Source organism: Citrobacter farmeri (genome assembly GCF_019048065.1).
In the GTDB taxonomy this organism is placed as follows: Bacteria; Pseudomonadota; Gammaproteobacteria; order Enterobacterales; family Enterobacteriaceae; genus Citrobacter_A; species Citrobacter_A farmeri.
Genome location: NZ_CP077291.1, coordinates 1,057,009 through 1,080,005, shown reverse-complemented (window position 1 = coordinate 1,080,005; position 22,997 = coordinate 1,057,009). Strand labels below are relative to the sequence as shown.

Annotated in this window: 20 protein-coding genes and 4 tRNA genes; 10 read left to right on the top strand and 14 right to left on the bottom strand. The window is 55.3% G+C overall.

Annotated elements, in window-relative coordinates:
• The 10 genes from I6L53_RS05055 to mltB all read right to left on the bottom strand — a co-directional run bounded on the left by I6L53_RS05055 (nt 1) and on the right by mltB (nt 7,566).
• A tRNA-Arg gene (locus tag I6L53_RS05055) sits at nt 1–77 on the bottom strand.
• Nucleotides 78–138: 61 nt separating this feature from the next.
• Nucleotides 139–215 (bottom strand) — tRNA-Arg (locus I6L53_RS05050).
• Nucleotides 216–277: 62 nt separating this feature from the next.
• Nucleotides 278–354: transfer RNA gene (locus I6L53_RS05045), tRNA-Arg, on the bottom strand.
• A 3-nt stretch (nt 355–357) separates the two neighbouring features.
• A tRNA-Ser gene (locus I6L53_RS05040) sits at nt 358–450 on the bottom strand.
• 331 nt (nt 451–781) lie between these two features.
• Nucleotides 782–967: a carbon storage regulator CsrA gene (gene csrA / locus I6L53_RS05035; RefSeq protein ID WP_000906486.1), complete on the bottom strand. Its 186-nt coding sequence runs from the start codon at nt 965–967 to the stop codon at nt 782–784.
• Nucleotides 968–1,330: 363 nt separating this feature from the next.
• Complete coding sequence (gene alaS / locus I6L53_RS05030; RefSeq protein ID WP_042322690.1) at nt 1,331–3,958, bottom strand: alanine--tRNA ligase; 2,628 nt, start codon at nt 3,956–3,958, stop codon at nt 1,331–1,333.
• A gap of 128 nt (nt 3,959–4,086) precedes the next feature.
• Nucleotides 4,087–4,587 (bottom strand): recombination regulator RecX, encoded by a 501-nt coding sequence (gene recX, locus I6L53_RS05025; RefSeq protein WP_042322687.1) that lies wholly within the window; start codon nt 4,585–4,587, stop codon nt 4,087–4,089.
• Between the two features lie 116 nt (nt 4,588–4,703).
• Entirely contained in the window at nt 4,704–5,765 is a 1,062-nt protein-coding gene (recA, locus tag I6L53_RS05020; RefSeq protein ID WP_042322684.1) for a recombinase RecA, read from the bottom strand.
• A gap of 80 nt (nt 5,766–5,845) precedes the next feature.
• Nucleotides 5,846–6,343, bottom strand: coding sequence for a nicotinamide-nucleotide amidase (gene pncC, locus I6L53_RS05015; protein WP_042322683.1), 498 nt, complete (start codon nt 6,341–6,343; stop codon nt 5,846–5,848).
• A 143-nt stretch (nt 6,344–6,486) separates the two neighbouring features.
• A complete protein-coding gene (gene mltB / locus I6L53_RS05010; RefSeq protein WP_042322681.1) occupies nt 6,487–7,566 on the bottom strand; it encodes a lytic murein transglycosylase B in 1,080 nt (359 codons plus the stop codon).
• Between the two features lie 269 nt (nt 7,567–7,835).
• Here mltB and srlA point away from each other — a divergent pair, with 269 nt between their 5' ends.
• The 7 genes from srlA (at nt 7,836) to gutQ (ending at nt 12,806) form a co-directional block, all read left to right on the top strand.
• Complete coding sequence (gene srlA, locus I6L53_RS05005; RefSeq protein ID WP_042322680.1) at nt 7,836–8,399, top strand: PTS glucitol/sorbitol transporter subunit IIC; 564 nt, start codon at nt 7,836–7,838, stop codon at nt 8,397–8,399.
• Nucleotides 8,396–9,391, top strand: coding sequence for a PTS glucitol/sorbitol transporter subunit IIB (gene srlE, locus I6L53_RS05000; protein ID WP_042322678.1), 996 nt, complete (start codon nt 8,396–8,398; stop codon nt 9,389–9,391). The genes srlA and srlE overlap by 4 nt, the downstream gene beginning before the upstream one ends.
• 11 nt (nt 9,392–9,402) lie before the next feature.
• Nucleotides 9,403–9,765 (top strand): PTS glucitol/sorbitol transporter subunit IIA, encoded by a 363-nt coding sequence (srlB, locus tag I6L53_RS04995; protein WP_042322676.1) that lies wholly within the window; start codon nt 9,403–9,405, stop codon nt 9,763–9,765.
• Nucleotides 9,766–9,775: 10 nt separating this feature from the next.
• Nucleotides 9,776–10,555 (top strand): sorbitol-6-phosphate dehydrogenase, encoded by a 780-nt coding sequence (srlD, locus tag I6L53_RS04990; RefSeq protein WP_042322675.1) that lies wholly within the window; start codon nt 9,776–9,778, stop codon nt 10,553–10,555.
• Nucleotides 10,556–10,646: 91 nt separating this feature from the next.
• Complete coding sequence (gene gutM, locus I6L53_RS04985; RefSeq protein ID WP_042322673.1) at nt 10,647–11,006, top strand: transcriptional regulator GutM; 360 nt, start codon at nt 10,647–10,649, stop codon at nt 11,004–11,006.
• A gap of 68 nt (nt 11,007–11,074) precedes the next feature.
• Nucleotides 11,075–11,848 (top strand): glucitol operon DNA-binding transcriptional repressor SrlR, encoded by a 774-nt coding sequence (gene srlR, locus I6L53_RS04980; RefSeq protein ID WP_042322672.1) that lies wholly within the window; start codon nt 11,075–11,077, stop codon nt 11,846–11,848.
• Nucleotides 11,841–12,806, top strand: coding sequence for an arabinose-5-phosphate isomerase GutQ (gene gutQ / locus I6L53_RS04975; RefSeq protein WP_042322669.1), 966 nt, complete (start codon nt 11,841–11,843; stop codon nt 12,804–12,806). Before srlR ends, gutQ begins: the two co-directional genes overlap by 8 nt.
• Here the strand turns inward: gutQ and norR are convergent.
• Entirely contained in the window at nt 12,803–14,320 is a 1,518-nt protein-coding gene (norR, locus tag I6L53_RS04970; RefSeq protein WP_042322667.1) for a nitric oxide reductase transcriptional regulator NorR, read from the bottom strand. The genes gutQ and norR overlap by 4 nt on opposite strands.
• 188 nt (nt 14,321–14,508) lie before the next feature.
• On the opposite strand from norR, the gene norV reads away from it, so the two are divergent.
• Both norV and norW read left to right on the top strand, forming a co-directional pair.
• Entirely contained in the window at nt 14,509–15,951 is a 1,443-nt protein-coding gene (gene norV, locus I6L53_RS04965) for an anaerobic nitric oxide reductase flavorubredoxin (protein ID WP_042322665.1), read from the top strand.
• A complete protein-coding gene (norW, locus tag I6L53_RS04960) occupies nt 15,948–17,081 on the top strand; it encodes an NADH:flavorubredoxin reductase NorW (protein ID WP_042322664.1) in 1,134 nt (377 codons plus the stop codon). Before norV ends, norW begins: the two co-directional genes overlap by 4 nt.
• A gap of 74 nt (nt 17,082–17,155) precedes the next feature.
• Here norW and hypF read toward each other — a convergent pair whose 3' ends face one another.
• The 3 genes from hypF to I6L53_RS04945 all read right to left on the bottom strand — a co-directional run bounded on the left by hypF (nt 17,156) and on the right by I6L53_RS04945 (nt 21,270).
• Complete coding sequence (gene hypF / locus I6L53_RS04955) at nt 17,156–19,417, bottom strand: carbamoyltransferase HypF (protein ID WP_042322663.1); 2,262 nt, start codon at nt 19,415–19,417, stop codon at nt 17,156–17,158.
• A 148-nt stretch (nt 19,418–19,565) separates the two neighbouring features.
• On the bottom strand, nt 19,566–20,111 hold the full coding sequence (gene hydN / locus I6L53_RS04950; protein ID WP_042322661.1) for an electron transport protein HydN: 546 nt from the start codon (nt 20,109–20,111) through the stop codon (nt 19,566–19,568).
• Between the two features lie 145 nt (nt 20,112–20,256).
• Nucleotides 20,257–21,270, bottom strand: coding sequence for a LacI family DNA-binding transcriptional regulator (locus tag I6L53_RS04945; RefSeq protein ID WP_042322660.1), 1,014 nt, complete (start codon nt 21,268–21,270; stop codon nt 20,257–20,259).
• Between the two features lie 265 nt (nt 21,271–21,535).
• Between I6L53_RS04945 and ascF the strand changes: the two genes are divergently transcribed.
• A complete protein-coding gene (gene ascF, locus I6L53_RS04940; RefSeq protein WP_042322659.1) occupies nt 21,536–22,990 on the top strand; it encodes a PTS cellobiose/arbutin/salicin transporter subunit IIBC in 1,455 nt (484 codons plus the stop codon).
• Nucleotides 22,991–22,997: the final 7 nt, after the last annotated feature.

Genomic DNA, 22,997 nt, shown 5'->3' with positions numbered 1-22,997 from the left:
TGGTGCATCCGGGAGGATTCGAACCTCCGACCGCTCGGTTCGTAGCCGAGTACTCTATCCAGCTGAGCTACGGATGCATCGGAAAACGTATTTTACTGCCGATATTGATACTGCATAGAAGCGGTATCAAGTAAGAGATGGTGCATCCGGGAGGATTCGAACCTCCGACCGCTCGGTTCGTAGCCGAGTACTCTATCCAGCTGAGCTACGGATGCATCGGGAAACTTACTTTACTGCAGATTTTGATACCGCTACTAAAGCCGTATCAAGTAAGAGATGGTGCATCCGGGAGGATTCGAACCTCCGACCGCTCGGTTCGTAGCCGAGTACTCTATCCAGCTGAGCTACGGATGCAAATGGCGGTGAGGCGGGGATTCGAACCCCGGATGCAGCTTTTGACCGCATACTCCCTTAGCAGGGGAGCGCCTTCAGCCTCTCGGCCACCTCACCACACGCCTCTTACGAGTGCTTCGAAGAACTTGTTTCTGCTCATCGTCGCTGCGTGGCGCACATATTACTTTCTGGGACTTATAAGTCAAACAATTTTTCCTGCGCTTTTATCGTTTGCACACTTCACGTTCAATTAGTCTGCAAAAACGGCAAAAAGAGTGTTTTATCAACAGATAAATCGGTCTGCGGGGGCTCTGGCTACACAATGAAAAAAATCGACGGTTACAGAAGAGGTATGCGGAACAGAAAAAGAGACACCGAAGAATGAAAAAGAGAGGAAGTGCAAAGATGTCAGGTTGCGTCTCACCCGGTCAGGTGAGACGCGGAAACCTTAGTAACTGGACTGCTGGGATTTTTCAGCCTGGATACGCTGGTAGATCTCTTCACGATGGACAGAAACTTCTTTCGGGGCGTTTACGCCGATGCGTACCTGGTTGCCCTTCACCCCTAAAACTGTCACGGTGACCTCATCTCCAATCATGAGGGTCTCACCAACTCGACGAGTCAGAATCAGCATTCTTTGCTCCTTGAAAGATTAAAAGAGTCGGGTCTCTCTGTATCCCGGCATTATCCATCATATAACGCCAAAAAGTAAGCGATGACAAACACATTACATGTAAGCAGTCACGGCATCACATTCTGTTAAACCTAAGTTTAGCCGATATACACAACTTCAACCTGACTTTATCGTTGTCGACAACGTTGATGCAAACACCGCGGAATGCTTATCCACGGCATCGGCTAACGCTTATACACTTCATCCTTCAGGCGGGCTCAGCGTTGGCTACGCACATTCTCCCGGTTACGGACTACCGGTTCGCTTCCGGGAGCTTATTCGTTTGCCGCCTTGACGCAGCCTGAATGATTTTGTGTATATATTTTATAGTTTTGCGCTGACCCAGGCTTGCACACTGGCTAACGCCGCAGGCAGAGCAGACGCATCCGTACCACCGGCTTGCGCCATGTCCGGACGGCCACCGCCCTTACCGCCCACCTGCTGAGCGACCATACCTACCAGTTCCCCTGCTTTGACACGGTCGGTCACGTCCTTAGACACACCAGCAATCAGAGAAACCTTACCTTCAGTTGCCGTTGCCAGCACGATAATTGTCGACCCCAGTTGATTTTTCAGATCATCAACCATGGTACGTAACATTTTCGGCTCAACACCCGCAAGCTCACTCACCAACAGCTTAACGCCATTGATATCAACCGCTTTGCTGGAAAGATTCGCACTTTCCTGCGCCGCAGCTTGTTCTTTCAACTGCTGAAGCTCTTTCTCGAGCTGACGAGTACGTTCCAGTACTGAACGCACTTTGTCGCCCAGGTTCTGGCTATCCCCCTTCAACAGATGCGCAATATCGGTTAAGCGATCGCTTTCTGCATGCACAGTCGCAATAGCGCCCTCACCCGTTACCGCTTCAATACGACGAACCCCTGCTGCTGTGCCGGACTCGGAGATGATACGGAACAGACCAATATCCCCTGTACGGCTGGCGTGAGTCCCGCCACACAACTCGGTAGAGAAATCGCCCATGCTCAGTACGCGAACGCGTTCGTCATATTTCTCGCCGAACAGCGCCATTGCACCTTTTGCTTTCGCCGCTTCCAGATCCATCACGTTGGTTTCAACCGGCAGGTTACGACGGATCTGCGCATTCACCAGATCTTCAACCGCACGGATTTCCGCAGGTTTCATCGCTTCATTATGCGAGAAGTCGAAACGCAGGACTTTGTCGTTAACCAGAGAGCCTTTCTGCGCCACGTGCGTGCCCAAAATCTGGCGCAGCGCCGCGTGCATCAGGTGCGTGGCGGAGTGGTTCAGACGGATACGCGCACGACGGGCTTCATCCACATCAGCCTGAACCGCATCGCCCACTTTCAGAGAGCCCGCAGACAGTTTGCCGAGGTGACCAATCGCCTGACCATATTTTTGTGTGTCGCTTACAGCGAAGGTAAAGCCCGCGCCTTTCAGTTCACCTTTATCGCCAACCTGACCACCGGATTCCGCATAGAACGGGGTCTGATCCAGTACGACAACGGCTTCCTGACCGGCACTAATCGCATCCACCGCTTTACCATCAACAAACAGCGCGGTCACTTTGCCGTTCAGTTCCAGATGGTCGTAACCTTTAAATTCAGAAGCGCTATCAACGCGGATCATCGCGTTATAGTCCGCGCCAAAACCGCTGGCTTCGCGAGCGCGACGGCGCTGCTCTTCCATAGCGGCTTCAAAACCGGCTTCATCCACTTTGATGTTGCGCTCGCGGCAAACGTCCGCCGTCAGGTCAACCGGGAAACCATAGGTATCGTACAGACGGAATGCCGTTTCACCGTCCAGCGTATCGCCAGACAGTTTCGCCAGTTCTTCATCCAGCAGCGCCAGACCACGCTCCAGCGTACGGGCAAACTGCTCTTCTTCGGTTTTCAGAACTTGCTCAACCTGAGCTTGCTGACGCTTCAGTTCTTCACCCGCCGATCCCATCACGTCAACCAGTGGCCCCACCAGCTTGTAGAAGAAAGTCTCTTTCGCACCCAGCATGTTGCCATGACGCACCGCGCGACGAATGATACGACGCAGGACATAGCCCCGGTTTTCGTTCGACGGAACCACGCCATCGGCAATCAGGAACGCACAGGAACGAATATGATCCGCAATCACGCGCAGCGACTTGTTGCTCAGGTCAGTCGCACCCGTGACTTTCGCTACCGCTTCAATCAACGTACGGAAAAGGTCAATTTCGTAGTTGGAGTTGACGTGTTGCAGCACAGCCGCAATACGCTCCAGACCCATACCGGTATCGACGGACGGCTTCGGCAGCGGTTCCATCGTACCGTCAGCCTGACGGTTGAACTGCATAAAGACGATGTTCCAGATCTCAATGTAACGATCGCCGTCTTCTTCCGGGCTTCCAGGAGGCCCCCCCCAGATGTGATCGCCATGATCGTAGAAAATCTCGGTGCACGGACCGCAGGGGCCGGTATCGCCCATCTGCCAGAAGTTGTCCGACGCATAGGCCGCACCTTTGTTATCGCCGATGCGGATAATACGCTCGCGAGGAATACCGACTTCTTTTTCCCAGATTTCATAGGCTTCATCGTCTGTTTCGTAGACGGTCACCCACAGACGCTCTTTCGGCAGGGCAAACCAGTTTTCACCGGTCAGCAATTCCCACGCGTACTGAATGGCGTCATGTTTGAAATAGTCGCCGAAGCTGAAGTTGCCCAGCATTTCGAAGAAAGTATGGTGACGTGCAGTGTAACCAACGTTTTCCAGGTCGTTGTGCTTACCACCCGCCCGCACGCAGCGCTGGGACGTGGTTGCGCGGGAATAATTACGCTTGTCGAGCCCAAGGAAAACATCCTTGAACTGGTTCATCCCGGCGTTGGTAAACAACAAAGTGGGGTCATTGTTCGGCACCAGGGAGCTGCTGGCAACTACCTGATGTCCCTTACTATGGAAAAAGTCGAGAAACGCCTGACGGATCTCAGCGGTGCTCTTGCTCATAATTATCCTGAAATCTTGCTAACGAAAAATCATTACCAGCAACAACTCTTGATTGACTGGGCCGCCGGCAACTGAAAAGTGGGAATAAGATAAGTTTTCTTTACGGGGAAGTAAAATCCCGTATGCGCTCAATCGTCAAAATTTCGCCATATTTCCTGAATGTCCTCCATCAGATACCCACGATAAAGCAAAAACCGCTGTATCTTAACCTTTTCCGAAAATGCGCCAGGCAACGGTTCACCGTACTTGCGAGTCGCCTGGTCGCGCGCGCGGGCACACCAGTCAATCTCACATTCCCGCATCGCTTTTTCCGTCGATTCACGGGCAATGCCCTTTTGATTCAGCTCCTGACGGATACGCACAGGGCCATACCCTTTACGGCTGCGGCTGGCGATAAAGCGGACGATGAATCGCTCGTCATCGAGATAATGATGCTCGTAACACCAGGCGACCACCCGGTCATAATCTTCTGCCGTGGCATCAATCTCTTCCGGCCCATTTTTCCCCATCACTGGGGCGGCAAGTTTACGTCGTAATTCTTGTTCGCTGTGATCGCGAACCGCGAGAATACGCACAGCGCGATCTAACAGTCGGGGATACGCGGGTCGGCGCGATGTGGATTCACTCATAACAACCTTCGAAATCAGAAATGCAAAAAGGGCCGCATCAATTGCAGCCCTTGAGTGTAATTCAACTTTTTGCCGGATGGCAGTTTTGCGTTATCCGGAGGAGGGACACCCGACGATTAAAAATCTTCGTTGGTTTCTGCAACGCTTTCACCGTCATCAACGGCGAAGTCGGGTTTGGCATCCTGGTTATTGAGCAGCATTTCGCGGACTTTCTTCTCAATTTCCTTCGCGGTAGCCGGGTTGTCTTTCAGCCAGGCTGTAGCATTCGCTTTACCCTGACCAATTTTCTCGCCGTTGTAGCTGTACCATGCGCCCGCTTTCTCGATCAGCTTCTCTTTCACGCCCAGGTCAACCAGTTCGCCATAGAAGTTGATGCCTTCACCGTAAAGGATCTGGAATTCAGCCTGTTTAAACGGCGCCGCGATTTTGTTTTTCACCACCTTCACGCGGGTTTCGCTGCCCACCACGTTATCGCCCTCTTTCACCGCGCCAATACGACGGATGTCCAGACGAACAGAGGCATAGAATTTCAGTGCGTTACCACCCGTGGTGGTTTCCGGGTTACCGAACATCACACCAATTTTCATACGGATCTGGTTGATGAAGATCAGCAGCGTGTTGGACTGCTTCAGGTTACCGGCCAGTTTACGCATCGCCTGGCTCATCATACGCGCTGCGAGGCCCATATGAGAGTCACCGATTTCGCCTTCGATTTCCGCTTTCGGCGTCAACGCCGCCACGGAGTCAACAACGATAACGTCAACGGCACCAGAACGTGCCAGCGCGTCACAGATTTCCAGGGCCTGTTCACCGGTGTCCGGCTGAGAACAGAGCAGATTATCGATATCTACGCCCAGCTTGCGCGCATAGATCGGATCCAGCGCATGTTCTGCATCGATAAACGCACAGGTTTTACCTTCGCGCTGCGCCGCGGCAATCACCTGCAGCGTCAGCGTGGTTTTACCGGAAGACTCCGGCCCGTAGATTTCGACGATACGGCCCATCGGCAGGCCGCCGGCGCCCAGCGCGATATCCAGTGAAAGCGAACCGGTGGAGATCGTTTCCACGTCCATAGAACGGTCTTCACCCAGGCGCATGATGGAGCCTTTACCGAATTGCTTTTCGATCTGGCCCAGCGCTGCCGCCAACGCTTTCTGTTTGTTTTCGTCGATAGCCATTAATTACTCCTGTCATGCCAGCTGAAGCCGGATAGTGATTCTGTACTGTTGTCGCAATTATACTGTATGGTCATACAGTATCAAGTATTTTGTAGAAATTGTTGCCACAGGGTTTGCAACGCATAAGCCGTGGCTTGCCGACGCACCGCATCACGGTCGCCGCTAAAGCATTCCCGACGGGTAATCCCTTCTCCGCGCACGCTGGCGAAGGCGAACCACACGGTGCCGACCGGTTTCGCTTCGCTGCCGCCATCCGGCCCGGCAATCCCGCTGATGGAGACAGCAAAATCGGCGCGTGCCGCTTTCAGTGCGCCAATCGCCATCTCAACCACCACCGGCTCACTGACCGCGCCATGCTGTGCCAGCGTCTCTTCGCGCACGCCTATCATCTGCGATTTTGCTTCGTTACTGTACGTAACAAAACCGCGCTCGAACCAGGCGGAGCTACCGGCAATATCGGTAATGGCTTTCGCCACCCAACCACCGGTGCAGGACTCTGCGGTAGTCACCGTCGCACCACGCGCTTTCAGCGCCAGCCCGACCTGTTCACTTAACTGCATCAGTTCACTGTCAGTCATATCAGCCTCTGTCAGTTAAAAAATATGCCGGACAAGATAGCACTTTCCCGACAGAGATGGGGATGAGGTGACAATTTTACGAGGGGGATTCCGAAAAAACGTGTGCGGCCCAGGGAAGCCGAAACTCCCCTGGGTAAAAACCGTTACTGCACGCGTGCCAGTGCTACCGCCTGGCCCAACTGCCACACCGCCATCGCATAATGGGTACTGTGGTTGTAGCGGGTAATGGCATAGAAGTTCGGCAGGCCGTACCAGTACTGGTAACCGGTGCCGATATCCAGCCGCAACAGGCTCACCTGTTGATGGTTGCCCAGCGGTTGTTGCGGCGTTAATCCGGCTGCCGCCAGTTGAGAAAGGCTGTACTGCGTTTTAAAGCCATTCGCCAGCCCCGGTGCCTGACCGTTTGCCATCACCGCCACCGTGTCGCCCTTCACCCAACCGTGCGCTTTGAAGTAATTCGCTACACTGCCGATGGCATCGACCGGATCCCACAGGTTGATGTGGCCGTCGCCGTTGAAATCCACCGCGTACTCTTTATAGGACGATGGCATAAACTGTCCGTAGCCCATCGCACCGGCAAAAGAACCTTTCAGATCTAATGGATCATCCTGTTCGTTACGCGCCATCAGCAGGAACGTTTCCAGTTCACCAGAGAAGTACTCCGCACGACGCGGATAGTTAAACGACAGCGTCGCCAGCGCATCCAGAATGCGCGTTTTTCCCATCACGCGGCCCCAGCGGGTTTCCACGCCAATAATGCCTACGATTATCTCCGGCGGAACGCCATAAACCTGCCAGGCGCGGTTCAGCGCGTCTTCATACTGATTCCAGAACGCTACGCCGTTTTGCACGTTATCCGGGGTAATGAACTGTTTGCGGTAGCGCAGCCATGCGCCGTTAGGTCCGGCTGGCGGCTGCGTGGTCGGTGCCTGCCTGTCCATCAGACGTAAAACGTAATCCAGACGCTTCGCCTGCGACAGGATCTCCTGCAACTGCTGACGATTAAAACCATGCTTGTTCACCATCTCATCAATGAACTGTTGTGCATTCGGGTTATTGGCAAAGTCGCCTCCCATCTGCATAACGTTGTGCTGGGGCTCAAGCAGGAAACCGCCGGAAGGCGTCCCCGTTGTCGTTTGAGGCTCTTGAGGTTTCGGTTTGCTACTACAGGCAGCAAGTAACACAAACAGGGGAAGCAATGCTACATAACGACGCTTGAACATGAGACATCCATTAAACAGATTCAGCCAGAGAGAAGTATGGTAAAGCATCCTCCGCCATACAAGGAAGCACCAGACGCTTTCCATCACACTATTTACGTATCACTTCCCCTCGTTTGATCGTCAGTACATTCTTTCTTTTCCGCAAAAACTTTCAACTTAAAATATTTCACTTTCATTTTGAGATCAAAATAACACTTTTATTTCTTTCAATCTGATTAAAATGAGTCACCCATTCGCAAGATAACTAAAAATCCCTACAGGAGAGAATAATGATCGAAACCATTACACATGGAGCAGAGTGGTTCATCGGGCTGTTCCAGAAAGGTGGAGAGGTATTTACCGGAATGGTCACCGGTATTCTTCCACTGCTGATCAGTCTGCTGGTCATCATGAATGCGCTGATCAACTTTATCGGCCAGCAGCGGATCGAACGCTTCGCCCAGCGCTGTGCCGGGAATCCGTTGTCCCGTTATCTGATTCTGCCCTTTATTGGCACGTTTGTATTTTGTAACCCCATGACCCTGAGTCTGGGCCGCTTTATGCCAGAGAAATACAAGCCCAGCTACTACGCAGCCGCCTCTTACAGCTGTCACTCGATGAATGGCCTGTTCCCGCATATCAACCCCGGCGAACTGTTCGTTTATCTCGGTATCGCCAGCGGCCTGACCACGTTAGGTCTCCCACTCGGCCCGCTGGCAGTGAGCTATCTGCTGGTCGGTCTGGTCACCAACTTCTTTCGTGGCTGGGTCACGGATCTTACGACCTCCATCTTTGAGAAAAAGATGGGTATCCAACTTGAGCAGAAAGTCCACCTTGCAGGAGCAGCATCATGACGCGTATTCGTATTGAAAGAGGAACTGGCGGCTGGGGTGGTCCGTTAGAGCTGGACGTGACCGCTGGCAAGAAAATTGTCTACATCACCGCGGGCACGCGCCCGGCGATTGTCGACAAACTGGCGCAGTTAACCGGATGGCAGGCTGTCGATGGCTTTAAAGAGGGCGAGCCGCCGGAAGACGAAATCGGCGTCGCCATCATCGACTGTGGCGGGACGCTGCGCTGCGGGATCTATCCCAAACGCCGTATCCCGACCGTGAACATTCACTCAACCGGTAAATCCGGTCCGCTGGCCCAGTACATCGTTGAAGACATCTATGTCTCTGGCGTCAGGGAAGACAACATTACCGTGGTGGGCGACGCGTCTGCTGCCCAGCAACAGCAACAGCAACAGCAACAGCAACCGACAAATACCACCGCCGGGCGCGATTACGACACCAGTAAAAAGATCACAGAACAGAGCGATGGCCTGCTGGCGAAAGTCGGCATGGGGATGGGGTCGGCGGTGGCCGTACTGTTCCAGTCTGGTCGCGACACCATTGATACGGTACTGAAAACCATTCTGCCGTTTATGGCATTCGTCTCGGCGCTGATCGGCATCATCATGGCCTCGGGCCTGGGTGATTGGATCGCCCACGGACTGGCACCGCTTGCCAGCCATCCTCTGGGTCTGGTGACGCTGGCGCTGATCTGTTCCTTCCCGCTGCTGTCGCCATTCCTCGGCCCTGGTGCGGTAATTGCGCAGGTTATCGGCGTCCTGATCGGCGTGCAAATTGGTCTGGGCAACATCCCGCCACACCTGGCGCTGCCCGCGCTGTTTGCTATCAACGCCCAGGCCGCCTGTGACTTTATCCCGGTCGGTCTGTCGCTGGCCGAAGCGCGTCAGGACACGGTTCGCGTCGGCGTACCGTCGGTACTGGTGAGCCGCTTCCTGACGGGGGCGCCAACCGTTCTCATCGCCTGGTTTGTTTCCGGCTTTATTTACCAATAAGAGGTTTCGACATGACCGTTATTTATCAGACCACCATCACCCGTATCGGCCAGAGCGCACCGGATGCGCTCTGCGACCAGATGCTGATTACTTTTCGTGAGGGCGCGCCTGCGGATATCGAGGAGTTTTGCTTTATCCATTGTCATGGCGAACTGAACGGCCCGCTGCAGCCCGGCGCGCAGTTCGAACTGGGTCAGCATCGTTATCCGGTCACCGCCGTCGGCAGCGTTGCCGAACAGAATTTACGTGAACTGGGGCACATCACCCTGCGCTTCGACGGACTGAGCGAAGCGGAATTTCCCGGCACCGTGCACGTTGCGGGGCCTGTCCCGGACGACATCGCACCGGGCTGTATTTTGAAGTTTGTCGCTTAAGGAGAGAAAAATGAATCAGGTTGCCGTTGTCATTGGTGGAGGACAGACCCTGGGGGCATTCCTTTGCCGTGGGCTTGCAGCAGAAGGGTATCGCGTTGCGGTTGTAGACATTCAGAGTGATAAAGCTGCGAACGTCGCACAGGAGATTAACGCAGAGTTTGGCGAAGGCATCGCCTACGGTTTTGGTGCCGACGCCACCAGCGAACAGAGCGTACTCGCGCTCTCTCGCGGTGTAGATGAGATTTTTGGCCGCGTGGATCTGCTGGTTTACAGCGCGGGTATCGCCAAAGCGGCATTTATCAGTGACTTCCAGCTCGGCGATTTTGACCGCTCGCTGCAGGTGAATCTGGTGGGCTACTTCCTCTGCGCGCGCGAATTCTCCCGTCTGATGATTCGCGATGGTATTCAGGGACGCATTATTCAGATCAACTCCAAATCCGGTAAAGTGGGCAGCAAACACAACTCCGGCTACAGTGCGGCAAAATTTGGCGGCGTGGGATTAACGCAGTCGCTGGCGCTGGATCTGGCGGAATATGGCATTACCGTGCATTCGCTGATGCTCGGCAACCTGTTGAAGTCACCGATGTTCCAGTCGCTGCTGCCGCAGTACGCCACCAAGTTAGGCATTGAGCCTGACGAAGTGGAGCAGTATTACATTGATAAGGTTCCACTGAAGCGCGGCTGCGACTATCAGGATGTGCTGAACATGCTGTTATTCTATGCCAGCCAGAAAGCGTCGTACTGCACCGGACAGTCAATCAATGTGACTGGCGGTCAGGTGATGTTCTAATGGGTCTCGCCCGGTGACGCTATGCTTGCCGGGCTTACCCGTAGGCCGGATAAGGTGAAACCGCCATCCGGCAAAATAAAAGGAGCACAATATGGTATCCGCACTCATTACCGTCGCCGTCATTGCCTGGTGCGCGCAACTGGCGCTGGGGTACTGGCAAATATCGCGCTTTAACAAAGCGTTTGACCAACTTTGCCTGCAGGGACATGTCGGCGTGGGGCGTTCGGGAGGACGTTTTAAACCGCGCGTCGTTGTCGCCGTCGCTCTCGATGACGATCGCCGGGTCACCGATACTTTGTTTATGAAAGGTCTCACCGTATTCGCCCGACCAGGCAAAATCGCCGCCATTCAGGGCAAACATCTTAATGAATTACAGCCTGATGTGATCTTTCCCCATGATCCGTTGTCGCAGAATGCACTATCATTGGCGCTTAGTCTGAAACATGGGTAATTTCGTTGTGAATGCTAATAGCTTGCGAAATTATCACTTCGCAAATTTAATTCAGGGTAATTACACCAATGAAACCTCGTCAGCGTCAGGCCGCTATTCTTGAGCATCTGCAAAAGCAGGGGAAATGCTCAGTAGAAGAACTGGCCCAGTACTTTGACACCACGGGCACAACCATTCGCAAAGACCTTGTCGTTCTGGAAAATGCCGAAACCGTCATTCGTACCTATGGCGGCGTGATGTTAAATAAAGAGGAGTCCGATCCGCCTATCGATCACAAAACGCTGATCAATACGCTCAAGAAAGAACGTATTGCTGAAGCCGCCGTCCGCTTTATCCACGATGGCGACTCCATCATTCTGGATGCCGGGAGCACCGTGCTACAAATGGTGCCGATGCTTACCCGTTTTAGCAATATCACCGTCATGACCAACAGCCTGCATATCGTCAACGCGCTGTCCGAGTTAGACAACGAACAAACCATCCTGATGCCCGGCGGGACATTCCGTAAAAAATCGGCCTCTTTTCATGGACAGCTCGCGGAAAACGCCTTTGAGCAGTTCAGTTTTGATAAACTCTTCATGGGCACCGACGGCATTGATCTCAGCGCCGGCGTGACCACTTTTAATGAGGTCTACACCGTCAGCAAAGCGATGTGCAACGCCGCTCGCGAAGTGATCCTGATGGCGGACTCATCCAAGTTTGGTCGCAAGAGTCCGAATGTTGTGTGCAGCCTGGAAAGCGTCGACAAACTGATTACCGACGCGGGTATTGATCCCGCATTTCGTCAGGCGCTGGAAGAGAAAGGGATTGAAGTGATTATAACCGGAGAAACCAATGAGTGATGCACTACTGAACGCGGGCCGCCAGACGTTAATGCTGGAATTACAGGAAGCAAGCCGTCTGCCGGAACGTCTGGGTGATGATTTTATCCGTGCCGCCAATATCATTATCCACTGCGAAGGCAAAGTGGTTGTCTCGGGTATCGGCAAGTCGGGACATATTGGTAAGAAAATCGCCGCGACGCTCGCCAGTACGGGCACCCCAGCCTTTTTTGTTCATCCTGCCGAAGCGCTGCATGGCGATCTGGGGATGATCGAAAGCCGCGACGTGATGTTGTTCATCTCCTATTCCGGCGGCGCAAAAGAGCTGGATCTCATCATTCCTCGCCTGGAAGATAAATCCATCGCCCTGCTGGCCATGACCGGCAAACCCAATTCACCGCTGGGTCTGGCGGCGAAAGCCGTTCTGGATATTTCCGTTGAGCGCGAAGCCTGCCCGATGCACCTGGCTCCGACCTCCAGCACCGTTAATACCCTGATGATGGGCGACGCGCTGGCAATGGCGGTCATGCAGGCACGTGGGTTCAATGAAGAGGATTTTGCCCGCTCGCATCCGGCCGGTGCGCTCGGGGCGCGTTTGCTCAATAAAGTGCATCACCTGATGCGCCGCGACGATGCCGTCCCGCAGGTTCAGCTCGCCACCAGCGTGATGGATGCGATGCTGGAGTTAAGCCGTACCGGTCTGGGTCTGGTCGCCGTTTGCGACGACCAGATGCAGGTGAAAGGCGTCTTTACCGATGGCGACCTGCGTCGCTGGCTGGTTGGCGGCGGCGCGCTTACCACGCCGGTCAGTGAAGCAATGACCCGCAACGGCATCACCTTACAGTCAGAAAGTCGGGCGATTGATGCCAAAGAGATCCTGATGAAGCGCAAAATCACCGCCGCACCGGTGGTGGATGAAACCGGTAAACTTACCGGCGCCATCAACTTGCAGGATTTCTACCAGGCCGGGATCATCTAATCCTTCAGCCCCAGACGCTTCGCCAGCCGGTGCAGGTTGGCGACGTCCGTTTCAAGCGCCCGCGCGCTGGCCGCCCAGTTGTGATTGTGTTGCGCCAGCGCCTGGCGGATTATCTCCCGCTGGAACGCCTCCGTCGCCTCGCGCAAATTGCGATTACGCGGTAAATCCGCCGCCACTTCTGTTTGCGACGTCATCGCCTCCTCCTGTAACGCGAAATGCGGCACTTCCAGTACTATGTCGTTTCTGGCCCGGGTCGCCCGCGCCAGCACCACCGCCCGATGAATGGCATGTTCCAGTTCACGCACATTACCCGGCCAGCCGTAATTCAACAAATGGCTGCGCGCTCCAGGACTAAGCACCACGCGGGAAAGCCCCAGCCGTAGTCGGCACTGCTCGCAAAAATAGCCCGCCAGCAGCACCACATCCTCACCGCGTTCACGTAGCGGAGGGACGGAAAGCGGGAACACGCTCAGGCGATGAAACAGATCGGCGCGAAAACGTCCCGCCAGCACCTCTTCGCGCAGATCGCGGTTGGTCGCCGCCAACACGCGCACATCCACGCGCAGACTGCGGTCATCGCCGACACGTTGAATATCGCCGTACTGCAATACGCGAAGTAGTTTGGCCTGTAGCGCCAGCGACAGTTCGCCAATTTCATCAAGAAACAGCGTGCCGTTATCAGCCATCTCAAACTTCCCGCTGCGATTGCTGATGGCCCCGGTAAATGCCCCTTTCACATGACCAAACAGTTCACTCTCCGCCACACTTTCCGGCAGCGCGGCACAGTTCAGATAAACCAGCGGGTTGACCGCGCGGGGTGACCCCTCATGAATCGCCTTCGCCACCAGCTCTTTCCCGGTGCCGGTTTCGCCGCTGATTAACACATTGAGATCGGAGCTTGCCACTATCTCGATCTCTTTTTTCAGCTGCATCATGTTCGGCGAGAGGCCAATCATCTGCGTCTCTTTTACCTGTTCGAAATCGGTACCCGAACCTGGAAGCATATTCTGACTTTCCAGTTGTTCAATCAGCAGCGCATTGTTGAGCGCACCAGCTGCCAGCGCGGCGATGAGTCGTAACTCCTCATCGCTGAAAACATCAAACTGATCCGGTTCCATCCCGTCGAGGGTCAGCGCGCCAATCAGGTTCTGTCCGGCAAAAAGCGGCAACCCAATGCAGGCGTGCACTTTCAGGCTCTCCTGTCCCGGGATCAGCCCGTCATACGGATCGGGCAGGGAACTGTCCGCCGGAAAGCGCACCACGTCCCCGGCGCGGGCGATGGCCTCCAGCCGGGGATGTCCTTCCAGGGTAAAACGTCTGCCAAGCACATCGCGTGCAAGACCGTCAATCGCCAGCGGGATAAACTGGCGCGCCTCATAGCGCAGCAGCGCAGAGGCGTCGCACTCCAGCACCTGGCGCAGGGTGGTAATCAGACGTTGAAATCTGTCCTGATGCCCCACCCCGCGCTGTAATTCAATGGCGATCCCCGCCAGCACATCAACGGAAAAACTCATGGTGTCCTCACAGTCATTTTGACAATTCATAGTGTCATATTGACTGTTCTGTGGATAGTCTTTTTGACTACCACCTGGTGAGTATAAAAACAATAATTTATTATAAATCAATAAATTAAAAAGTTGGCACACGACCTGCAATAAGCAACACAACGTATTTAAACAACGCTGAATTAATTGAGGTTGCTATGTCTATTCTGGTTAAAAATAACATTCATTGGGTTGGCCAACGTGACTGGGAAGTGCGCGATTTCCACGGAACTGAATACAAAACGCTGCGCGGCAGCAGCTACAACAGTTATCTCATCCGTGAAGAAAAAAATGTTCTGATCGATACCGTCGATCATAAATTCAGCCGCGAATTTGTGCAGAACCTGCGTAATGAAATTGACCTCGCAGACATCGATTACATCATTATCAATCATGCAGAAGAAGATCACGCCGGGGCGCTGACCGAACTGATGATGCAGATCCCGGATACGCCCATCTACTGCACCGCCAACGCGATCGACTCAATTACCGGCCATCACCACCATCCGGAGTGGAATTTTAACGTTGTGAAAACTGGCGACACGCTGGATATCGGCAATGGCAAACAGTTGATCTTCGTGGAAACGCCAATGCTGCACTGGCCGGACAGCATGATGACCTATATGACCGGCGATGCCGTCCTGTTCAGTAACGACGCTTTTGGTCAGCACTACTGTGACGAACGTCTGTTTAACGATGAAGTGGACCAAACCGAACTGTTCGAGCAGTGCCAGCGCTATTACGCCAACATCCTGACCCCGTTCAGCCGACTGGTGACGCCGAAAATCAGCGAAATCCTCGGCTTCAACCTGCCGGTGGATATGATTGCCACCTCTCACGGTGTGGTCTGGCGCGATAATCCAACCCAGATTGTTGAGTTGTATCTGAAATGGGCGGCGGACTACCAGGAAGACAGGATCACGATTTTCTACGACACCATGTCCAATAACACCCGCATGATGGCGGATGCGATAGCCCAGGGGATTAACGAAGTCGACCCAAACGTGGCGGTGAAGATCTTTAACGTCGCTCGCAGCGATAAAAATGAAATCCTGACCAACGTCTTCCGCTCTAAGGGCGTGCTGGTCGGCACCTCCACGATGAACAACGTGATGATGCCGAAAATCGCCGGACTGGTGGAAGAGATGACCGGGCTGCGTTTTCGTAACAAACGAGCCAGCGCCTTTGGATCCCACGGCTGGAGCGGTGGTGCGGTCGACCGCTTATCCACCCGTTTACAGGATGCCGGTTTTGAAATGTCACTGAGCCTGAAGGCTAAATGGCGTCCGGATCTGGATGCGCTGGAACTGTGCCGTCAGCACGGCCGCGACATCGCCCGTCAGTGGGCACTCTCGCCGCTGCCGGAAGCCGGTGAGCAAGCGACGATGAAAGAAAACGCCTGCGCCACCGCAGCGGCAGCCGACCTCGGTCCCTGCATGCAGTGCAGCGTGTGCCAGTGGATTTACGATCCGGCTAAAGGTGAACCGTTGCAGGACGTCGCGCCGGGTACGCCGTGGAGCGACGTACCGGATAACTTCCTGTGCCCGGAATGTTCATTAGGCAAAGACGTCTTCGACGTGCTGGCAACGGAGGCAAAATGAGCCGGGGAATCGTCATTATTGGTTCGGGCTTCGCCGCCCGCCAGTTAGTTAAAAACATTCGTAAGCAGAACGCGGATGTCCCGTTAACCCTGATTGCGGCTGACAGCATGGATGAGTACAACAAGCCCGATCTCAGCCATGTGATAAGCCAGGCGCAGCATGCCGACGACCTCACCCGCCAGTCGGCGGGGGAGTTTGCCGAACAGTTCAATCTGCGTCTCTTTCCGCACACCGGGATCACCGACATTGATGCCGATGCCCACGTCGTCAAGAGTCAGGATAAGCAGTGGCAATATGACAAACTGGTGCTGGCCACGGGTGCAGCGGCCTTTGTTCCCCCGATAGCAGGACGTGAGTTAATGCTCACATTGAACAGCCAGCAGGAGTACCGCGCCTGCGAAACACAGCTACGCGACGCTCAGCGGGTGCTGATTGTCGGTGGCGGACTGATTGGTACTGAGCTGGCAATGGATTTCTGCCGCGCGGGTAAAGCGGTCACGCTGATTGATAACGCCGCCAGTCTTCTCGCCTCGCTGATGCCACCAGAAGTGAGCAGTCGCTTACAGCATCACCTTATCGATATGGGCGTGCACCTGCTGCTGAAATCACAGTTGCTGGGTCTGGAGAAAACCGCATCCGCTATTCGTGCGACGTTCGATCGCGAGCGCAGCATCGACGTTGATGCAGTGATTGCCGCCACCGGCCTGCGCCCCGAAACGGCGCTGGCGCGTCGCGCCGGGTTAACGCTCAACCGCGGCGTTTGTGTCAACAGTTGCCTGCAAACCAGCAACCCCGATATTTATGCTATTGGCGACTGCGCGGAAATTAACGGTCAGGTATTGCCGTTCCTGCAGCCGATTCAGCTCAGCGCCATGTATCTGGCGAAGAACCTGCTCGGCGGCAACGCGCCGCTGAAGTTGCCCGCCATGTTAGTCAAAATCAAAACGCCGGAACTGCCTTTGCACCTGGCAGGGGAAACCCAGCGCTGCGATCTGAACTGGCATATCGTCGCAGAATCTGACGGGATGGTTGCCAAAGGGATGAACGGTGAAGGCCAACTCCGCGCCTTCGTGGTGAGCGAAGACAGAATGAAGGAGGCTTTCACCCTGTTGAAAACACTGCCCGTGTAAATGATGGGATGCCGGATGGCGGCTACGCCTTATCCGGCCTACGACACACGACGTTTTGCAGGCCGGATAAGACGCTACGCGTCGCCATCCGGCATATCACGATGGTTCATCCCACGCGCCGCGGCAATTACCCCCTGCCCCAGCGACAGTCCGCCGTCGCCGGCCGGTAACTGCTGCGGGAACAGCAGCGTGAAATCTGCCAGATAACAAGCCAGCCGCGCCGACAGTAACCGGTTGTGCATCACCCCACCGCCGAACACCAGCGTGTTAATACCACGCGCGGTGGCCTGTTCGCGTAGCATGACAGCAAACCCTTGCGCCAGTGCATCGTGGAAGGCCCATGCGCGTTCGGCGGGCGTGGCCTGCCAGTTTAACCACTGCGACCAGAAGGTTGTCAGATCGAGTTGATTCCCCACCAGCGGCAGAGTCACCGGATGTGTAACGCCCACGCATTGCGACGCCAGTGCCTCCAGCGCACAGGCGGCCTCACCTTCATAACTGAGTGATTCTGGCGCGCAGTTCAGCGCCGCGGCAACCGCATCAAACAGACGCCCACAGGACGAGGCCAGCGGGGCGTTAATCCCGCGCTCAATCGCGCGCGCCAGCACGTTCCAGTTCTGCCGTTGCACGCTGGCGGTTTCCGGATAGCATTGCCAGTCCGGCACAAAACGCAGGCACTGCGCTAACAGATTACGCCAGGGTTGCTTCGCGGCAAGATCGCCACCGGCAAGCGCCACGGCGGGCAGTCCACCAAGATGCTCGCATTCACGGTAGTTCACCCGCAGACACTCTCCGCCCCACAGCGCGCCTGCGTCCCCCATCCCGATGCCGTCCAGCGTCAGGGCGATGACATCGCCACCGTCCAACGGCCAGCCGTGTTCGGCCAAACAGGCCGCGGCATGGGCATGATGATGTAACACAACCTCTGTCGGCAGGTTCATTTCACTGGCCCACTGGCTGGAAACGTACCCCGGATGGGCATCGCGAACAATGCGTTGCGGCGTGAAGTCATAGATGTTCTGGATCAACCGCAGCGCGTCACGCCACTGATGCTGGATCCCGTCGTCACTGAGATCGCCAAGATGCTGGCTGATCACCGCCTGCTCACCGCGTACCAGACAGAAGGTGTTTTTCAGATCCGCGCCCAGACAGAGCATCGGCGGCACCTGGTGAAATCCCGGTGGCAGCGCCAGCGCGTCCGGGACATATCCCCGCGAGCGGCGCAGCATTTCGCCGCTTTCACGCACCACGGAGTCATCCATTCGCTGCACGATGTCGCGATTGTGCAGCAGGAAACCTTCTGCAATATCCTGTAAATCTTCAAGCGCCTGTTCGTTGCTGATGGCCGGCGGTTTGCCGCTGAGATTGCCGGACGTCATCACCAGCGGACCGTTCAGTGCCTGGAGCAGCAGATGCTGCAACGGATTAGCGGGCAACATCACGCCAACCTCCGTCAACCCTGGAGCAATACCGTCACACAGCGAGGAAACATGCTGTTTATCCACCAGCACAATCGGCGCGGCGGGCGTTTTCAGCAATCGGGTTGCTGCATCCGGCAGGCCCGACGCATCGGGCAACATCACCGCCAGTGGTTTTGCCGGACGGTGCTTACGCGCACGAAGGGTTGCCACCGCCTCGCGGTTTCGCGCGTCGCAGGCCAGATGAAACCCGCCGATGCCCTTAACTGCAACAATGCCTCCCGCCTTCAGCATTTCAACCGCAGCCTGCAATGCCGCTTCTTTTTCCGCCTTGTGTCCACCGTTCAGCCAGCTCAGGTGCGGACCACACGCCGGGCAAGCCACCGGCTGGGCGTGAAAACGTCGGTCATAGGGATCGCGGTACTCTTTGTCACATTGCGGACAGAGCGGAAATGACGCCATCACGGTAAATGGACGGTCGTAGGGCATTGCCCGGATAATGGTAAAACGCGGGCCACAGTGGGTGCAGTTGATAAACGGATAGCGATAACGCCGTTCACCAGGTGTGTTCATTTCGGCAAGACACGCCGGGCAGGTGGCGGCATCGGGCACGATCTGGGTATTCATCGTGCCGCCCGCACTCTGGCGGATGCTGAACTCAGTGGGCTGAAGACCCCAGTGAAATGGCTCACTCTCCACGCTGTCGATACGCGCCAGCGGCGGACAGTGGATGCGCAATTCGCTTATAAACGACGTGGGATCTTCCAGCAATCGAACCACCACGCCGTCGCCATCATTACAGACGTCGCCATGCAACTGAAGCTGCTGCGCCAGTTGCCAGACAAAGGGTCGAAAGCCGACGCCCTGGACTTTGCCGCGAATACGTAGCTGTACGCCGGAGTGATTGTTTAGTGCCATTAAGTCGTTTCCGCAGTCATCTATCCCGGTTTGCCTGATGGCGCTATGCTTATCAGGCCTACGGGGATGCGAACAGTAGGCCGGATAAGATGCGTGAGCATCGCCATCCGGCATAAGTACTACCGTATTTTACGCGGATTTTCAGGGATTAGAAAAGCAGCGATGCAGAAGAGTCCAGCGCCGCGCGACGACGTTTCTCAGCGCTGAGTTGTTCGAGCTTATTGCGGTCAACGCAAATCAGGGCGTGTGTCGGACAGGCTTCCATGCAGGCCGGACCCGCGTCGCGGTGATGACAGAGATCGCACTTGTTCGCTTCCGCTTTTTCCGCCCGCACGTTCAGACCCGCGCCGCTGTTACGCACCACCGGACGCACCACCACTTCCATTGCGCCATACGGGCAAGCCACCACGCAGGTTTTACAGCCAATGCAACGTTCCTGCATGACATGGACAAAACCTTTATCACGGCTGATAGCACCGTTCGGGCAGACGTTCGCACACGGCGCGTCCTCACACTGGCGACACAGTGTCGCCGTCGAGACATTCACACCTTTGATCACATGGATACGGGGTAAAAAGGTTTCAGGGGTCAGTGACGCGCAGTCCTGGTTTTCCTGATGGGAGACCACGCAGGCCACTTCACAGGTACGGCAACCAATGCACTTATTGGCGTCTGCAATGATGAAACGGTTCATCAAATTCTCCAGCAATGACAGATAATGTGCCGAAACATTCACAAATCATGCCAGTTTTTATCTTGCTGTAATTTAACGATATTTAAAAACCGAGGGTGCTCATTGCGGTGTCATCGTCACGAATGACGATGACAGGTGACAATTTTTACTGCGCCGCAATCGACGCGACAGAATCACGGCGAATCAGCGTGCCGGTAAAGCTTTTCGGAGGCGTAAACGCCCCACCGTCCAGCATGAAAATGAGTCGGCCAATCGTCTCCTGAATCATCTCCGTCACCGGAATTTTGACACTGGAGAGCGCCGGAATAGTGTAGGGTGCCATCGCAATATCGTCGAAACCGATCACCGACACCTGCGACGGTACGGCCAGCCCCTTGTCATGCAGTTGTTTGATGGCCCCAATCGCCATGTCATCATTACTGGCCACCAGCGCGCTGAACGTCACGTTGCGAGAAAGCAGCACGTCCACCCCCGCCGCGCCGCAGGCCGGCGTCCATTTGCCTTTGACGATCAGCTCGTCATTGACGGCGATGCCGTGCCGGGTCAGCGCCTCTTTGTACCCTGACAGGCGTTCAACCCCGGTCGGGGAGTCCATCGAGCCGGTAATAAAGGCAATTTGCTGATGGCCTGCGGCAATCAGTTCCGCCACGGCGTTAAAACTGGTTTGCTTTTGATCGCACCAGACGCAGTGGCTGCTGTTTTTTCGTAACCGGCGATTAAGCACCATAATCGGCTGCGAGTGGCTGTCGATTATGGTGTCGATCTCATCCACGCTGAGAAAACGCGGGTAGATCATGATAGCGTCGCAACGCAAGTCCAGCAGATACTGGATCGCCTGGCGCTCTTCTTGCGCGCTGTGTTTGCCATCGGCAAGCAGAAGCTGACGCCCCTGGTCTTCCGCCATCCGCGCGGTATGAAACAGCAATTCGCTGAAATAGACGCCATGGTAGAGAGTGTTAGTCACCACCAGTCCCAGTGTCTGACTGGTTTTCGCCGCAAGGCTTCGCGCCAACAGGTTGGGCCGATAGCCGCTCTCTTCAATCGCCTGAAATACGCGATCCTTCGTTTCCTGGCTGACGTAGCCATTCCCTGAAAGCACCCTGGAGACCGTCGCCTTCGATACCCCGGCCCGCTGCGCTACCTCCAGCATCGTCGTCATAAGTTTTCTTCCTTTTCTCGCAATGAGATGCAGTTTACTTCACCGCTGCGTAGTTGTCCTTGATGCTAAATCACGCCCAAAAACCATAAGTGACTCAAATCACAATTCACGAAAATAGATAAAATTAAACATTGCCACACTCATACAAACTATTCATGATTTTGTGGAACCGGTTTCTCATCAACGTTTCATCACCGACGATCGCTCAGGCGAGCGTACGGCAAAAATAAAACGTACCCTACTGATAAAACAGGATAAAAATCCTATGTCCAAGAATTATGCAGCGCTGGCGCGCACCGTGGTGACGGCTCTGGGCGGCGTCGACAACATCACCGCAGTGACACACTGCATGACGCGTCTGCGTTTCGTCGTAAAAGATGACACACTGGTCGACAGTGCCACACTCAAAACTCTCAGCGGCGTACTCGGCGTGGTTCGCAGCGACAACCAGTGTCAGGTCATCATCGGCAATACCGTCTCCCAGGCGTATCGGGAAGTCGTCAGCCTGCTGCCCGGCGATATGCAGCCTGTCGCTCCCGTCGGTAAACCGAAGCTGACGCTCAGACGCATTGGCGCGGGGATCCTTGATGCGCTGATCGGCACCATGTCGCCGCTGATCCCGGCGATTATCGGCGGATCGATGCTCAAACTGTTGGCCATGATCCTTGAAATGACCGGCGTACTGGAAAAAGGTTCTTCCACCTTAACGATCCTGACGGTGATCGGCGATGGCGCCTTCTTCTTCCTGCCGTTGATGGTGGCCGCCTCAGCGGCGATAAAATTCAAAACCAATATGTCGCTGGCGATCGCCATTGCCGGGGTGCTGGTGCATCCGAGCTTTATCGATCTGATGGCGAAAGCGGCACAGGGCGAGCACGTTGAATTCGCGCTGATCCCGGTCACCGCGGTGAAATATACCTATACGGTTATTCCGGCGCTGGTCATGACCTGGTGTCTGTCATATATCGAACGCTGGGTGGATCGCATTACGCCCGCGGTCACCAAGAACTTCCTGAAACCCATGCTGATCGTGCTGATCGCCGCGCCGCTTGCCATCGTCCTGATTGGGCCAATTGGTATCTGGATCGGTAGCGCCATTTCCGCGCTGGTCTATACCATTCACGGTTATCTCGGCTGGCTGTCTGTCGCCATTATGGGCGCACTGTGGCCGCTACTGGTAATGACCGGGATGCACCGCGTCTTTACGCCGACCATCATCCAGACCATCGCCGAAACCGGCAAAGAAGGGATGGTAATGCCGTCCGAAATTGGCGCCAATCTGTCACTTGGCGGCTCCTCGCTGGCGGTTGCCTGGAAAACGAAAAACCCGGAACTGCGCCAGACTGCGCTGGCAGCGGCGGCCTCGGCCATCATGGCGGGGATTTCGGAACCCGCCCTCTACGGCGTGGCCGTACGCCTGAAACGTCCGTTGATTGCGAGCCTTATCAGCGGCTTCATTTGTGGTGCGGTCGCCGGGATGGCCGGACTCGCCAGCCACTCGATGGCGGCTCCGGGTCTGTTTACCAGCGTTCAGTTCTTTGACCCGGCCAACCCAATGACCATCGTCTGGGTGTTCGGCGTCATGGCGCTGGCGGTAGTGTTGTCATTTGTCCTGACGCTGCTGCTGGGCTTTGAAGATATCCCCGTCGAGGATGCTGCCGCACAGGCACGAAAAAATCAGGCTGCGCAACCGTCCGCGGTAAAAGGCGCCAGCGTCTGACCGTTAT